This window comes from Allostigmatella hybrida, assembly GCF_020103775.1.
In the GTDB taxonomy this organism is placed as follows: Bacteria; Myxococcota; Myxococcia; order Myxococcales; family Myxococcaceae; genus Hyalangium; species Hyalangium aurantiaca.
Map to the genome: position 1 here is coordinate 648929 of NZ_JAHXBH010000001.1, position 13542 is coordinate 662470.

Annotated in this window: 11 protein-coding genes; 5 read left to right on the forward strand and 6 right to left on the reverse strand. The window is 71.3% G+C overall.

Annotated features, from left to right (window positions below):
- The first annotated feature begins 30 nt into the window (after positions 1-30).
- From KY661_RS02520 to queD, 3 genes are read left to right on the forward strand one after another with little or no spacing between them, the layout of a single operon-like run.
- Complete coding sequence (locus KY661_RS02520; RefSeq protein WP_225408658.1) at positions 31-2646, forward strand: TonB-dependent receptor; 2616 nt, start codon at positions 31-33, stop codon at positions 2644-2646.
- Between the two features lies 1 nt (position 2647).
- Positions 2648-3514: a hypothetical protein gene (locus KY661_RS02525; protein ID WP_225408659.1), complete on the forward strand. Its 867-nt coding sequence runs from the start codon at positions 2648-2650 to the stop codon at positions 3512-3514.
- Between the two features lie 59 nt (positions 3515-3573).
- Positions 3574-3957 carry a 6-carboxytetrahydropterin synthase QueD gene (gene queD, locus KY661_RS02530; RefSeq protein ID WP_075010247.1) on the forward strand — a complete coding sequence of 128 codons (384 nt, stop codon included), beginning with the start codon at positions 3574-3576 and terminating at the stop codon, positions 3955-3957.
- Between the two features lie 7 nt (positions 3958-3964).
- Here the strand turns inward: queD and KY661_RS02535 are convergent, their stop codons facing one another.
- The 4 genes from KY661_RS02535 to KY661_RS02550 all read right to left on the reverse strand — a co-directional run bounded on the left by KY661_RS02535 (position 3965) and on the right by KY661_RS02550 (position 6634).
- A complete protein-coding gene (locus KY661_RS02535; protein ID WP_225408660.1) occupies positions 3965-4672 on the reverse strand; it encodes an SDR family NAD(P)-dependent oxidoreductase in 708 nt (235 codons plus the stop codon).
- A complete protein-coding gene (locus KY661_RS02540) occupies positions 4665-5162 on the reverse strand; it encodes a 6-pyruvoyl trahydropterin synthase family protein (protein WP_225408661.1) in 498 nt (165 codons plus the stop codon). Before KY661_RS02540 ends, KY661_RS02535 begins: the two co-directional genes overlap by 8 nt.
- Positions 5163-5235: 73 nt before the next feature.
- The gene (locus KY661_RS02545; RefSeq protein ID WP_075010244.1) at positions 5236-6033 is read right to left on the reverse strand and encodes a methyltransferase domain-containing protein; all 798 of its coding nucleotides are present in this window, start codon (positions 6031-6033) and stop codon (positions 5236-5238) included.
- Positions 6034-6049: 16 nt separating this feature from the next.
- On the reverse strand, positions 6050-6634 hold the full coding sequence (locus tag KY661_RS02550; RefSeq protein ID WP_225408662.1) for a hypothetical protein: 585 nt from the start codon (positions 6632-6634) through the stop codon (positions 6050-6052).
- Positions 6635-6778: 144 nt separating this feature from the next.
- Here KY661_RS02550 and KY661_RS02555 point away from each other — a divergent pair, with 144 nt between their 5' ends.
- Together KY661_RS02555 and KY661_RS02560 are read left to right on the forward strand one after the other, a co-directional pair.
- Complete coding sequence (locus KY661_RS02555) at positions 6779-8380, forward strand: DEAD/DEAH box helicase (RefSeq protein ID WP_317987203.1); 1602 nt, start codon at positions 6779-6781, stop codon at positions 8378-8380.
- A 111-nt stretch (positions 8381-8491) separates the two neighbouring features.
- Positions 8492-9562 (forward strand): RCC1 domain-containing protein, encoded by a 1071-nt coding sequence (locus KY661_RS02560; protein ID WP_225408663.1) that lies wholly within the window; start codon positions 8492-8494, stop codon positions 9560-9562.
- A 15-nt stretch (positions 9563-9577) separates the two neighbouring features.
- Here KY661_RS02560 and KY661_RS02565 read toward each other — a convergent pair whose 3' ends face one another.
- Together KY661_RS02565 and KY661_RS02570 are read right to left on the reverse strand one after the other, a co-directional pair.
- Positions 9578-11968 (reverse strand): sensor histidine kinase, encoded by a 2391-nt coding sequence (locus tag KY661_RS02565; RefSeq protein ID WP_225408664.1) that lies wholly within the window; start codon positions 11966-11968, stop codon positions 9578-9580.
- A 135-nt stretch (positions 11969-12103) separates the two neighbouring features.
- Positions 12104-13540 (reverse strand): hypothetical protein, encoded by a 1437-nt coding sequence (locus tag KY661_RS02570; protein WP_225408665.1) that lies wholly within the window; start codon positions 13538-13540, stop codon positions 12104-12106.
- Positions 13541-13542: the final 2 nt, after the last annotated feature.

Here is a 13542-nt window from a genome sequence, read left to right on the forward strand (position 1 = left end):
GGAGGGGCGCGGGCCTCCCGCGCCCCTCTCATGCGAACCCTCGCCCCTGTTCTCGCCCTCCTGCTGGCCTCCGGCGCCGGGGCCCAGGCCCCGGATGCCGGGACGCCGCCCTCCGCCGATGCGGGCGCCCCCCCGGGCGTGCTCACCCGCCCCCCCGAGCTCAAGCGCCAGGTGGAGGCCCCGTACCCGCCGGAAGCCCTCGCCCAGCAGCTCGAGGGCACGGTGGTCATGCTCATCGACATCTCCGAGGCGGGGGCCGTCACGGACGTGCAGGTGACGGAGCCCGCGGGGCACGGCTTCGACGAGGCCGCCGTGGCGGCGGTGCGGCAGTTCGAGTTCGAGCCCGCCGAGGTGGACGGCGCCCCCGCCCCGGTGCGCATCCAGTACGCCTACCAGTTCGTCTGGCGCGCGCCGCCCCCGGCCGAGGGCAGCGCGGATGCGCCCATCGAAGCCCCGGTGAACTTCAGCGGCCGGGCGCTGCAGCGCGGCACCCGCGACCCCCTGGTGGGGGCAGAGGTGGCGCTGCCGGCGCTGGCGCTGTCCACCACCACCGACGCGCAGGGCCGCTTCTCGTTCCGGGGCGTGCCGCTGGGCTCGCACGAGGTGCTCGTCCTCCAGAGCGGCTACGAGCGCTTCCGCACCCAGGAGGCCTTCACCGAGGGCCAGCAGACGCAGGCCACCTATTACGTGCGCAAGCGCATCTTCGGCGCGTACGAGACGGTGGTGCGCAGCGAGCGCGAGCGCAAGGAAGTCACCCGCACCACGCTCCAGGCCGCGGAGATCCAGAAGGTTCCTGGCACGCAAGGTGACACGCTGAAGGTGGTGCAGAACCTGCCCGGCGTGGCCCGGCCCGCCTTCAACGGCGGACAGATCGTCATCCGCGGCACCAGCCCCAACGACTCGGGCATCTTCCTGGATGGGCAGCGGATTCCGCTGCTCTACCACTTTGGCGGGCTCACCTCCGTGTACAACTCGGAGCTGCTCGACTCGCTGGACTACTTGCCGGGCACCTTCTCCGCCTACTACGGCAACGTCACCGGCGGCGTCATCAACGTGCGCAGCCGCGCGCCGAGGATGGACCGCTTCCACGGCACCGTGGGCGTGAGCCTCATCGAGAGCAACGCCGTGCTGGAGGGGCCACTGACCGAGAACCTGGGCATCGTGGTGGCGGGCCGGCGCTCCTACATCGACCTGGTGCTCAAGGCCGTCCCCGAGAACGAGGACGGCCCCAGCATCCAGGTGGCCCCGCGCTACTACGATGCCCAGCTCAAGCTGCACTGGACGCCCAGCTCGCGGCACACGCTGACGCTCCAGGGGCTCGTCTCCAATGACGTGCTGGGGCTGGTGTTCGACCGGCCCGCGGACGACGACCCGAGCGTCAACGGCGCGTTCGAAATCACCACCGGCTTCAAGCAGGTGCGGCTGGGGCACCAGTACCGGGCGGGCCGCTTCACCCTGGACAGCCAGGCGCTCGTGGGCAACACCCTCATCGAGTTCCTCATCGGAGACCGCAACCTGCGCATCTCCTCCCTGGACTTGGGGCTGCGCTCCACCGCCGAGTACGTCCTCTCGGAGCCGCTCACCGTGGCGGGCGGCGTGGACATCGACTTCGCGCAGGCGGATGTGCGGGCGCGGATCCAGAGCCTGCCCCGCGAGGGCGAGCCGCCCTCCCCGCTGGTGCTGGAGGAGATCCTCGTCCTGGATGGGCAGTTCCTCCAGTACTTCCCGGGCGTGTGGGCGGAGCTTCGCTGGAAGCCGGTGAAGAACCTGCTGGTGGTGCCGGGCCTGCGCAGCGAGAGCTACGTGTTCGAGAGCCAGAAGGTGCGCAAGCGCTCGCTCAACCCCCGGCTGGCGGTCCGCTATGCGCTCACGGAGACGGTGGCCCTCAAGGGCGGCGCGGGGCTCTACCACTCCCCGCCCATTCAGGATGAGCCCAGCCTCACCTTCGGCAACCCGGAGCTGAAGGCCAAGCGCTCCCAGCAGTACAGCGTGGGCACCGAGTGGCAGCCCACGCCCGAGTACTTCCTGAGCGCCGAGGTCTTCTACAACCGCCTGAGCCGCCTCATCGTCCGCTCGGACCGGCAGGTGGAGCGCGACGGGGAGCAGGTGCCCGAGCGGCTCGCCAACCTGGGCACGGGCCGCATCTACGGCTTCGAGGTGCTGGCGCGGCGGCTGCTCACCGAGCGCCTCTTCGGGTGGGTGTCCTATACCTTCAGCCGCAGCGAGCGCCGGGACCGGCCGGGGGAGGCGCTGCGCCTGTTCGACAACGACCAGACCCACGTGCTGACGGCCATCGCCAGCTACAAGCTGCCGGCCGGGTGGGAGCTGGGCGCGCGCATGCGCTTTGCCACCGGCAACCCGCTCACCCCCATCACCGGCGCGGTGAGGGACGACGGCACGGATGTCTTCATCCCCACCTTCGGCCGGGTGAACTCCGAGCGGCTGCCCGCCTTCCACCAGCTGGACATCCGCGTGGACAAGAACTTCGTCTTCGAGCGGTGGAACCTGAACGTGTACCTGGACCTGACCAACGCCTACAACAACCCGGCCAAGGAAGGCGTCCTCTACAACTACAACTACACCGAGAGCGCGTACCTGGAGGGGCTGCCCCTGCTGCCCGTCCTCGGCGCCAAGGGGAGCTTCTGACATGCGGATGCCCATTCTCCTCGCGCTGGCCGGGGCCCTGGCGGCGTGTGGCCCGGAGTTCGAGCTGCAGAGCGAGCTTCGCCGCGTGCGCGTGCTGGCCATCAAGGCCGAGCCGGCCGAGCTGGCGCTGAGCCCGGATGCCTCCTCCGCGCCCCCGCCCGTGCAGCTCTCCACCCTGGCGGTGGCGCCCGGCGAGCGTCCCGTGAGCGTGGACCTGGCGCTGTGCCGCTCGGCCGATGCGTACAGCGGCGAGGTGCAGTGCCCCGGCGAGGACGGGGCGCCCCTGCCGGGGGGCTCGCTGTCCCTGGAGGACCCCAACGTGCAAGCGGTGCTGGCGTCCCTGGCGGGCGAGGCCACCGGGGGCCGGCCGGTGGATCCGAATGACCCGGCCCTGAGGGCCGTGCTGGAGAAGGGCCTTCCGCTGTTCATCGGCTACCTGGCTCAGGATGGGGGCGAGGCCCCGGAGAACCAGGAGCGCGGGGTGCGCCAGCTGACGCTGCGGCTCACGGACACGCCCAACCAGAACCCGCGCCTGACGGACCTGCTGCGGGACGATGCGCCCCTCGCGGGGCCCCTGCCGCTGGACACGGAGGTGGTGCTGCGCCCCGTGCTCGCAGACGGCAGCCTGGAGCGCTACGAGACGGACGAGGGCCCCCGCACGGAGCAGGTCTTCTACAGCTGGTTCGCCACCGGCGAGGGCGAGGTGAAGCAGCTGCGCTCCCTGGAGCCCGTGGATGGAAGGCCGGGAGACCCGACCATCACGTACCTCACGCCCGCCACGCCCGGCGAAGTCACCTTCTACGTGGTGGCGCGGGACGGGCGAGGGGGCGTGGACTGGCTTTCACGCACCGTGGCGGTGGGGCCCTGAGCGGGGGCGCGGGGGTTGGCTCGACGGGCGCGGCGGAATGAAGGTAGAAGGCCGCCTCCATGAGCAAGCCCGTCCTCATCACCGAGATCTCGAAGGAATTCACCTTCGAGGCCGCCCACCGCCTCCCCAACGTTCCCCCCGGGCACAAGTGCTCGCGGGTCCACGGCCACAGCTACCGCGTCGAGTTCACCCTGCGCGGCCCGGTGCACCCCACGTTCGGCTGGGTGGTGGACTTCGCGGACCTCACCGCGGCCTGGCAGCCCCTGCATGCTCAGCTCGACCACCGGCTGCTCAACGAGGTGCCGGGCCTGGAGAACCCCACGAGCGAGCTGCTGGCCGCGTGGCTCTTCGAGCGCATGAACGTGCCGGGCACGCAGGTGTCGAAGGTGCGCGTGGCCGAGACGTGCACGTCCTCGTGCACCGTGTTCGCCGCCGGGAGCTGACGGCCCGTCAGGTTTCGATCTGCCCCAGGTTCGCGTGGACGAGCGAGCCGTGCAGCACGGGCGTCAGGGCGCACTGGAAGAGCACGCCGGCGATTTCCTCGGGGGTGATGAGCCGGCCAAACGTCGTCCTCCCCGCCACGCCCGTGCGCACCTCCGTGGTGTCGCCGATGTGCTCGCGCAGCATCTCCGTGTCCGTGAAGCCCGGACAGACGCAGACGGTGTGCACCTGGGTGCCCACCAGGTCCTGGCAGGTGGCCCGCATCAGCCCGGCGATCGCGTGCTTGGAGGTGACGTAGGAGGCCGCGCCCCGGACGGCTTTTTCCGACAGGGTCGAGCCCACATAGAGGATGGAGGAGCCCGGGCTCAGGTAGCCCCGCACGAGCCGGTTGAGCTGCGCGGGGGCCACGATGTTGACCTCCAGGACCCGCCGCAGGTGCTCCGCGGAGAGCGACAGCGCGTCGTCATGCGCGTAGAGGGCCGCGTTGTGGATGAGGCAGACCCGGCCCGGTGCGGCGCCCAGCGTCTCCCGCAGGGTGCGCTCCACGCGCGGCTCCCAGCCCGGCTCGCCCAGGTCCACGCGCACGGGGAGCACCCCGGCCACGGGACAGTCCTGGCGCGACAGGCTGAGGACGCGCCAGCCCTCCTTCAGAAAGCGCGCGGCCGCCTCCCGGCCGATGCCCCGGCTGGCGCCCGTGACGATCGCCCAGTCAGACATGGTGGCCCCACTCCCACGAGGACCACTGGCCGGGCCCGGAGGCGCACTTCACCATCAGCCGCTGGATGTGCAGCTGCTCCATGAGGGAGCCATCGCCCACCAGCCCCTCGCCGAACAGCCGCGCCAGCTCCTCCAGCGTGATGTTCTCCGCGGGCAGCACCGTCACGTCCCGGGCGAGGAAGTGCAGCTCCTCTCCATTGAAATGCGCGAGGACGTTGCCCCGCGCGTCGCGCTCAATCCGCAGGTGCCGCGAGTTGCCCGGCAGCAGGAACGTCTCGTTCCAGGCGCGGCAGCGGTCGATGATGGCGGTCTTCAGGGGCCGGTAGTCCGAGAGGATGCCGTCCTCCAGCACCTCGCCCGTGAGCGCGACGTAGACGGTGAAGTTGTGGCCGTGCAGGTTCTCCCGGTGCGTGGCGGAGAAGATGGTGAAGTGCCCCGCGGAGAACTTCATCTCTTCCTTGTGCAGCTCGATTGTCGTCGTGCGCGCCATGAGAGAGGAAAGCCCTAGCACGAAGGCCCCCGCCTTCTCAACGAGGGCCCCCCCCCCTGGGCAACGCAGGGCCTCAGGCGGCGGGCTTCCGCGCCGTGAAGAGCAGCGCGAGGTTCGGCCCGCCCAGGTCCTCCACCACGAGGCCCGCCTGGGTGAGCCACTGCCGGAGCTCCTCCTCGTCGAAGGGGCGGACGCCGCCGTTGCGGGCGAAGGTCGACTGGAAGTACCCGTAGAGCGGCTCGCGGGTCCGGCGGTAGGTGAAGCAGGTGAAGACGCCCCCGGGCCGCAGGCAGCGGGCCACCTCGCGGAGGGCCTGCGGCGGATCTGGCAGGAGCTGGAGCGAGTTCCAGCAGCTCACCGCCCCCAGCGAGGCGTCCGCCAGCGGCAGTTGCTGGGCGTTGCCCCGGACGAAGAACGCGTTGGGCAGCGCCTCCTTCGCCGCATCGAGCATCGCGCGGCTGAGGTCCAGCGCGATGAGGCGCTCCAGGCCCACGAGCTCGGCCAGGGTGCGCGTCCAGCGGCCGGCGCCGCAGGCCAGGTCGAGCACGGGCCCGTCCACCGGGCGCAGGTGCTTCTGGAGGTAGGCGTCCTCGAGCTCGGGGGTGAGCGCGCCGTTGAAGTTGCGCGCCATCAGCCGCACGAAGTTGACGCGAATCAGCGGCTCGTAGAGGGCGACGAACATGGGGTTTTCCAGGATGGCCTGGCTGACGTTCGTCGAGGCGTTGAGCTCGGGTGCGAAGTCGACGACGCCGTCCTGCACCGGGAACGCGGTGCCACACTGGCTGCAGGTGGGCTCGGCACCCTCGCGCAGCTTCGCGCGGCAGCGCGGGCAGACGAAGGCAGGGGCATGGGCTTGAAGGGGGGAAGTCATGGGGGCGGTGTCCTTGCTATGACTCGAGGGTGTGGACCGCCTGGGCTCCGAGCAGGCCGTAGGCCGAGCGCGTCTCGGACGTGGGGGCCGGGGGACTCAGCGCGATGTCGATCATCCACTCCAACGCGGGCGTCATGAGGGGCCGGAGCAGGGGGGTGAGCGCCTCGCGGTCCTCATGCAGGTGGAAGACGAGGTAGATGAGCGTGGCGGCTTGCGCGGGGTTCCGCTCGGAGCGGCGCAGCAGCTCCAGGTAGACGGGCAGGCCCGCCCGCACCGCCGCGAACGAGGCCTGCGCCTGCGCCGCGGACTCAGGGGGGCCGTAGGTGACGGCCTCCGAGATGAGGCCGAGCAGCAGACAGAGGTCCGCCGCCACGGGAGACTCCGGGAGCAGTTCCACCAGGAAGGGGACCGCCTGCGCCGTGGCGTCGAAGACCTGGCCCTGGTGCCACAGGTGCTCGCGCAGCCGGGTCACGGCCGCCTTGCGCTCCGAGGCCGTGCCCGAGGCGGCCTGGCGAATCAGTGAGGGAAGCTCCGCTCCGCTGCGGGGCCCTTGGCGGCCGGTCAGTTCACTCCAGCGGACAGCATCGAGGCGTTCAAGCATGTCATCTCCCAGACTTCGTGGGCAGGACCGCATCCCTCCCGCCCCTGCGAAGACGATGGTACCAGCCAGGCTGACATGGCCTGGGCCCCTGCCAGGCGATGTTGTGGATCGCCCTGCGCGTCCGGGTGTGTTAGCCCCTGACCCGTGAGCACTTCCTTCAAGCACCTTGGCCTCTCCCCTGAAACCCTCGATGCGGTGCGGCGCGCCCGCTTCGCCTCGCCCACGCCCATTCAAGCCCAGGCCATTCCGCCGGCGCTCGCGGGGCGGGACGTGATTGGCTGCGCGGTCACCGGCACGGGCAAGACCGCGGCCTACCTGTTGCCGCTGGTGGAGCGCCTGGCCGGGGAGCGGGGCCCCGCGGGGCTGGTGCTCGCCCCCACGCGCGAGCTGGTGGTGCAGATTGCCCAGGAGGCCGCCTTCTTCGGGGAGCCGCGGGGGCTCACCCAGGCGGTGGTCACCGGGGGCACGGACATGGGCGCGCAGGTGGAGGCGCTCCGGCAGAAGCCCTCCCTGGTGCTCGCCACCCCGGGCCGGCTGGCCGACCTGCTGAAGGAGGGCGTGGCGAACCTCTCGGCGGTGCGCATGCTCGTGCTGGATGAGGCGGACCGGACGCTGGAGATGGGCTTCATGCCCGAGCTGCAGCAGATCCTCGCCGCCTTGCCCCGGGAGCGTCAGACGCTCCTGTTCTCCGCCACCCTGGGCCACAACGTGACGCGCTTCTCCCAGGAGGTGCTGCGCAAGCCCGTCAAGGTGGAGGTGACGCCGAGCGGGACGCCCGCCGCGCGCGCCGTGCAGCGGCTGTACGAGGTGGAGGGCAACGAGAAGTACCCGCTGCTGCTCAGCCTGCTCGCCAAGGACCAGTTGAGCGTGCTCGTCTTCACCCGCACCCGGGAGCGCGCCGAGAAGGTGCAGGAGGTCCTCAAGCGCGCGGGCCACAAGACTGCGGTCATCCACTCGGACCGGACCCAGGGCCAGCGGAGGCAGGCACTGGAGGGGTTCCGGCGGGGGCAGTACCGCTGCCTGGTGGCCACCGACATCGCGTCGCGCGGGCTGGACGTGGAGGACATTGGCCACGTCATCAACTTCGACCTGCCGCACTCGCCGGAGGATTACGTCCACCGGATTGGCCGCACGGCCCGGGCAGGGGCCAGTGGGCGTGCCTCGACGTTCGTCACCGAGCGGGATGAGGAGACGGTGCGCGCCATCGAGCGCATCACCCAGATGAGCCTGCCGCGCGCCGAGGTTCCCCGGGAGGACGCCGTCTTCCGCGAGGAACTGGAGGAGTTCCAGGCCCGGAAGGAGGAGTCGGGCCAGGACACGTTCCGCGAGCTGCCCCGTCCCGCCGGTGTGAGCGCGAAGGGCAAGGGCAAGGGCCGTGGGGAGGGCCGTCCCCGTGCGGCGGGCGAGCGCCCGGGCCCCCGTGCCCGGCCCGCGAAGGAGGGGAAGGGCGAGGCCCGGGGCAAGGGCCGCCCAGGGGAGCGTGAGGAGCGCCGGGGCGCGGGCCGCCCGGGGGAGCGTGAGGAGCGCCGGGGCAAGGGCACCCGCCGCGGTGAGGCGCCAAGCCGGGGGAGCGGTCTGCGCCGGGCCGCCAAGGACTCGCGGGGGAAGAAGTCTGGACCGGAGCGGGGCCCCCCTCGGGGGGCGAAGCGTCCGGGGAGCAAGGGCGCAGGACCGCGGGGCAAGCCCGCCCGTGGCCCGGGCCGCTCGCCGCGAGGCCCGGGCGGAGGAGGCCGGCGGGGCCGGTAGTCCCCCGGCGCCCAAGTAGCTCCAGGATTCTGGAGGTGCGCGGGGAAGAAACAGGCTCCGCCGCGTTGGAAGGGTGCCCAGTCCCGTGGACGCGGCGTCAGGAGCTGGAAGATGCACCGAGTCTTGGCAGTGTGCCTGTGTGTGTGGTTGGGGCTGGGCTGTGGGCCCTCGGACGAGGCGCCCACGGTGAGCATCGTGGCGGGCGACTCGCACGCCTTGACCCTTCGTGCCGACGGCACGGTCTGGGCCATGGGAGTCAATACCTCGGGCCAGCTGGGGGACGGAACCTACCGCTCCCGGAACGGTCAGGAGCGGGTGTCCGGGTTGAGTGGAGCCGTGGCCATCGCCGCGGGGGGCACGCAATCCATGGCCTTGCTGGAGGATGGCTCGCTCTGGGTCTGGGGCTACGACTTGTTCGGAGGCTCGCCGATCTACCAGCCGTCCCCCATTCGGATCGCGGGACTGACCCAGATCAAAACCCTGGTCATGGGGGCGACGCACGCGCTGGCGCTGCGCGAGGACGGCACGGTCTGGGCGTGGGGTCTCAACAACGTGGGCCAGCTCGGGAATGGGACGCGGGTCTCGCTGGGCACCTGGGTTCGGGTCTCCGGTTTGATGGACGTGACCGCCGTGGCCGCGGGCAACAGCTACTCGCTGGCGGTGCGAAGCGATGGCACCGTCTGGACCTGGGGCCTCATTGTCTATGACGCGTCTGGGGAGGTCTCGCTGGAGGAGGAGCTCGTTCCGGTGCAGGTGTCCGGGCTGACGGACGTGACCGCTGTGGCCGCGGGCAGCTATCACGCGTTGGCGCTGCGTGCCGACGGGACCGTCTGGGCCTGGGGCGGCAATCGCTATGGCGATCTCGGGGATGGAACGCTCCAGCGCCGGTCCGTCCCGAGGCAGGTGCCCGGGCTGATGGACGTCACCCAGGTGATCGCGGGCTACTATCACTCGCTGGCACAGCGCGCCGATGGCTCCCTCTGGGCCTGGGGCTACAACCAGTCCGGGCAGCTCGGAGATGGCACCGCTTTTCCGCAACAGGTGCCCGTGCAGGCCCACGGGGGGACGCATGCGTCCGCTCTGGCCGCGGGGGTCTTCCACACGGTGGTGGTGGACCGTGAGGGCCATGTCCTGCTCTGGGGAGAGATGAGGGACCCGAAGCTCCCTGGAGGGGATCGATAGCGCCGTCCAGGGGCCTCAGTGGCGGGGCAGCCGGACGGTGAAGGCCGTGCCCTCGCCCGCGCTGGAGCGGACCTCGATCCGTCCTCTGTGCGCCTGCACGATGTGATTCACGATGTAGAGCCCCAGGCCGATGCTGCGGCTGGCCGAGGTCACCTTGTCCGCTCCCCGCCTCAGGGGCTCGAACAGGCGCGGCATCAGCTCGGGCGGGATGGGCTCTCCCGCGTTGTGCACGGAGAGCAGGACGGCGTCCTCCTCTCCCTGGGTCTCGACGCGCACGGAGCTGTCCGGGGGGCTGTAGGCCAGGGCGTTGTTCACCAGGTTGGTGATGACCTGGGCCAGCCGGTCCGCATCCCACGCCCCCTGGCCCGGGCCGCTCGCGGTGAGGTGGACGTCCCGGTCGGGATGGGCGAGCCGCACCTCCTCCACCGCTTGCTGGGTGAGCAGATGAAAGTCGCAGGGCGCGCGCCGCACGGGGATGCCCTCGCCAAGCCGGGCCCGGGTGAAGTCGAGCAGGTCGCGGATCATCCGGGTGGCACGCTCCGCGGAGGCCTGGATGCGCGAGACGCCCTTGGCCTGCCGCTCGTTCAGGTCGTCGTTCCGCATGAGCGCCGCCACGGACAGGGTGATGGCGTTGAGGGGATTGCGCAGATCGTGGGAGACGATGCCGATGAGCTGCTCCTCGAACTCCGTCTGCGTGCGCGCCAGCGCTTCCTGGCGCTTCCGCTCCGAGATGTCCTGAAAGATGCCGATGAAGCGCACGGCCCGCGTCCCCTCGAAGAAGGCGCGGCCCGAGGAGCGGAGCCACCGCTCGCCCCGGGGACCCGGGGCCACCGTCCGGTACTCGGCGCGGTACTCGCCCTGGTTCTCCCCCGCGAGTGCGCGCTGCACCGCGACGTGGATCCGGTCCCGGTCCTCCGGGTGGATCCGCGCCAGGACGCGCTCGTAGCTCGGCTCGGTCTCCGGGGGCATGCCGAAGAGGCGCTTGGCCCGGTCATCCATGCGCATCGCCCCCGTGACCGGCCGCAAATCCCAGGTGCCCAGCTCCGCGGCCTCCGCCGCCACCCGGAGCCGGTCTTCGCTCTCCTGGAGCGCCGCGCCCGCCAGCTTCTTCGCGGTGATGTCCTGCATGGCCCCCACCATCCGCACCCCCTTGCCATCCGGGCCGCGCTCGACGCGCCCCTGGTCGATGACGTGGATGTAGCTGCCGTTCTGGTGGCGGAAACGGTACTCGGCCCTCCAGTGTGTTCCTTCCCCGTCGATGACCTCGTGGATGGAGTGGAGGACCTGCTCGCGCTCCTCGGGGTGGATGTTGCCGTACCAACTGGAGGCCGTCTCGCCCAGTTGCTTCGGGCCGTACCCGAAGAGCTTCTGGAGGCCCGGACTCCAGGAGACGGCGTTCGTCCGGAGGTCCCAGTCCCAGATGACGTCGCTGATGGCCTCGGCCGCCATCCGGTAGAGCGTCTCGGAGGCGCGCAGCCGCTGGAGCAGGAGCGCCTTGTCGATGATGCCGGAGAGGTACTCCACCAGCGTCTCGAGGTAGCGCTTGGTCTGGGGGTCGAAGATCCGCGTTTCTTGGACGCCGATGTACAGCACCCCGAGCAGCCTGCCGTGGGGCCACAGCCGCAGGCCGAGCAGGGAGCGCAGGCCGCTGCGGCGGATGCCCTCGGCCACCCGGGCGTGCGGATCCGTCGCGTCCGGCAGGGTGAGGGGCTCCTCCGACCGGCTGAGCTGGCTCACGAAGGAGTCCGGGGCGTCCGTGGGCTCGGCGTACGCCTGGCCGCTCCATCGCCCCGTGTACGTGGTGGGGACGAACCCCGTGCCGTCCGGCGCCAGGAGCAGGAGTGCGGCCGCATCCGCGTTCAGGGCCTGTTGCACGGTCTCGACCAGCGCCTCCAGCCGTTCGTGGAGGAAGACGGGCGTCTCGAGGGTATCGAAGAGTCCGGAGGCAATCGTCTCGAACTGGCGGAGGAACCGCTTCTCGCGCTGCCGGTCCTCCAGGCTGTAGCCGGTGAACGTGACGATGACCTGGTTCATCGCGTCCTGGAGCGCCTCGGCCAGCAGCGCCTTGTCCGTATGGGAGGGCTGCTCGTGCTGGGGCAGGTGCTCCCAGAGCGAGGTGATGAGGCGGCCCACGAGCACGTACTCGCCCGTTGTCTCCTCCTGGTTGTAGCCGGAGCGCAGGCGGAGGCCGATGTGCGTCTCCTCCAGGCGCTTCTTCGTCACCGAGGGGTCTCCCCGGTGTCCCTGGCGGGAGATGGCCGCGAGCGTCCCGAGGTACTCGGGCAAGGTATCGATGACCTGATCCGGCGTGAGTCCCCGGGCGGGCTCCAGCTTGCTGGCTTCTTCCAGGTAGCGCTGGACGATGAGGCCGCGGTTGTTCTCGATGAAGTCGGCCACCTGGGGCATGAAAATCCGGTCTCCGGCACTTGGGCGGTCCGCCCCACGGCGGCGTACTCGAACAAGGTATGGACCGTCATGCCCCGGAGGGAGTGTCCCCTCCGGGGGTGTTGCCCACCCAGCGTTCCGGTGAAGCCGGAGGCCTCAGAAGCGGGCCTGGAGCAGCAGGGAGAACCCCACCGAGGAGGCGGGCTCGAAGACAGGCCCGGCAACCCCCTCGGGGCCCTCCTGGAACGTGGTCCGGTTGGGATCGCGCGCATAGAACACTTCGCCGAGGGCCGCGGCGCGGGTGCCCAGGTCCCAGCGTGCCGTGGCCTTGGCCAGCAGCAGCGGCCGGCGGCCGCGTCCCTCGGGCAGGATGGAGACGGACGTGGGCCCTCGCAGCACCGCGGTCAGCCCCGGCGTGAGCCCGCCGCCCTCCAGGGCCCCCCCGCTCTGGAAGGCCGCGGGCCAGACGGCCCGCATGAGGAACCCGGGCGTGAGGCCCAACGCCGGCAGGTGGTAGTCCACGCCCGCGGTCAGCGACGTGTCCGCCTGCACCGAGTCCGAGGCCAGGGCCCTGAAGGCCGGGAAGCCGGGCACCTCGGACACGAGGAAGGCCGCGGTGCGGTAGAGCGCCAGCGCGTGGATGCGCAGCCGGTCCATCTTGAGCCGCCCCTGGAGCGCGAGCGCCGTCGAGCCCACGGCGTCCGTTTGTCCCGGTGTGCTGTTGCCGGGCGCCACGAGGTCCTGCGCCAGGTGGGTCCCCTCCAGGGACACACGGGCCGCGAGGCCTCCCGGATAGGCCTCGGGGGCGAAGAGCGTCTCGTAGACGGCTGGGTCCTGCTGGTAGAGCGTGAAGTCGACGCTCGGCCCAATGGCCACACCCTGGTGGTAGAGCAGGCGCCCCGACACGCCGAGCGTCCGGGAGTGGCCTTCGACGCCCACGGCCGCGAACCCGGGAATCTGGCCATGCCCGGCGAGGGCGCCGGCCGCTTCGAGCCGCAGCTGGGGCAGCACGTCCACGCCGGCGCCGGCCAGGCCCATCGCGAGGCGCTCGGCCTCCAGGCTCAGCGCGTTCGTCTCCAGGCCGCTCTTGGCCGCGGCGAAGGCGTACCCCCAGGGCCGGGTCAGCCGCAGCTCCACCCCGGGCACGCCGCTGCTCCCGCTGGCGTTCGCCCGGAAGGTGTAGAGGAAGCGGCCCCACGTGGCGGGGAACTCGTAGCCCAGGTGCAGCCGCGTCGAGGACAGGGGCAACACGGTGAGCGCGAGCCCCGAGCCTTCGGCCCAGGACTCCGGCTGCCAGGACAGCCGCACGAAGCTGGCGTTGTCCCGCAGGGAGAGGCCCCCTTGCGCGCTCGCGGCCACGAACAGCGACAGCTCCGCTTCGGCGCGCAGTCCCGGCACGAGCTCGGGCGAGCGCACGGACAGCCCCAGGTGAAGCCCCGTGGAGAAGTCCGTCGTATCGACGTCGCCGTCCAGGGCGAGGAGGGTCAGCCGCGAGGAGACCCTCTGCGGCTCTTCGGCCTGGGCCGTTCCGGCATGCCCGGCGCCACCCAGCAGCGCCAGTCCGAGGAAGAGGTGCTTCCGGTTCCCTTTCATTC

Bases quoted from the DNA above. Each gene is read 5' to 3' on its own strand.
- KY661_RS02520 (WP_225408658.1), top strand. From the start codon at position 31: ATGCGAACCCTCGCCCCTGTTCTCGCCCTCCTGCTGGCCTCCGGCGCC.
- KY661_RS02525 (WP_225408659.1), top strand. From the start codon at position 2,648: ATGCGGATGCCCATTCTCCTCGCGCTGGCCGGGGCCCTGGCGGCGTGT.
- queD (WP_075010247.1), top strand. From the start codon at position 3,574: ATGAGCAAGCCCGTCCTCATCACCGAGATCTCGAAGGAATTCACCTTC.
- KY661_RS02535 (WP_225408660.1), bottom strand. From the start codon at position 4,672: ATGTCTGACTGGGCGATCGTCACGGGCGCCAGCCGGGGCATCGGCCGG.
- KY661_RS02540 (WP_225408661.1), bottom strand. From the start codon at position 5,162: ATGGCGCGCACGACGACAATCGAGCTGCACAAGGAAGAGATGAAGTTC.
- KY661_RS02545 (WP_075010244.1), bottom strand. From the start codon at position 6,033: ATGACTTCCCCCCTTCAAGCCCATGCCCCTGCCTTCGTCTGCCCGCGC.
- KY661_RS02550 (WP_225408662.1), bottom strand. From the start codon at position 6,634: ATGCTTGAACGCCTCGATGCTGTCCGCTGGAGTGAACTGACCGGCCGC.
- KY661_RS02560 (WP_225408663.1), top strand. From the start codon at position 8,492: ATGCACCGAGTCTTGGCAGTGTGCCTGTGTGTGTGGTTGGGGCTGGGC.
- KY661_RS02565 (WP_225408664.1), bottom strand. From the start codon at position 11,968: ATGCCCCAGGTGGCCGACTTCATCGAGAACAACCGCGGCCTCATCGTC.
- KY661_RS02570 (WP_225408665.1), bottom strand. From the start codon at position 13,540: ATGAAAGGGAACCGGAAGCACCTCTTCCTCGGACTGGCGCTGCTGGGT.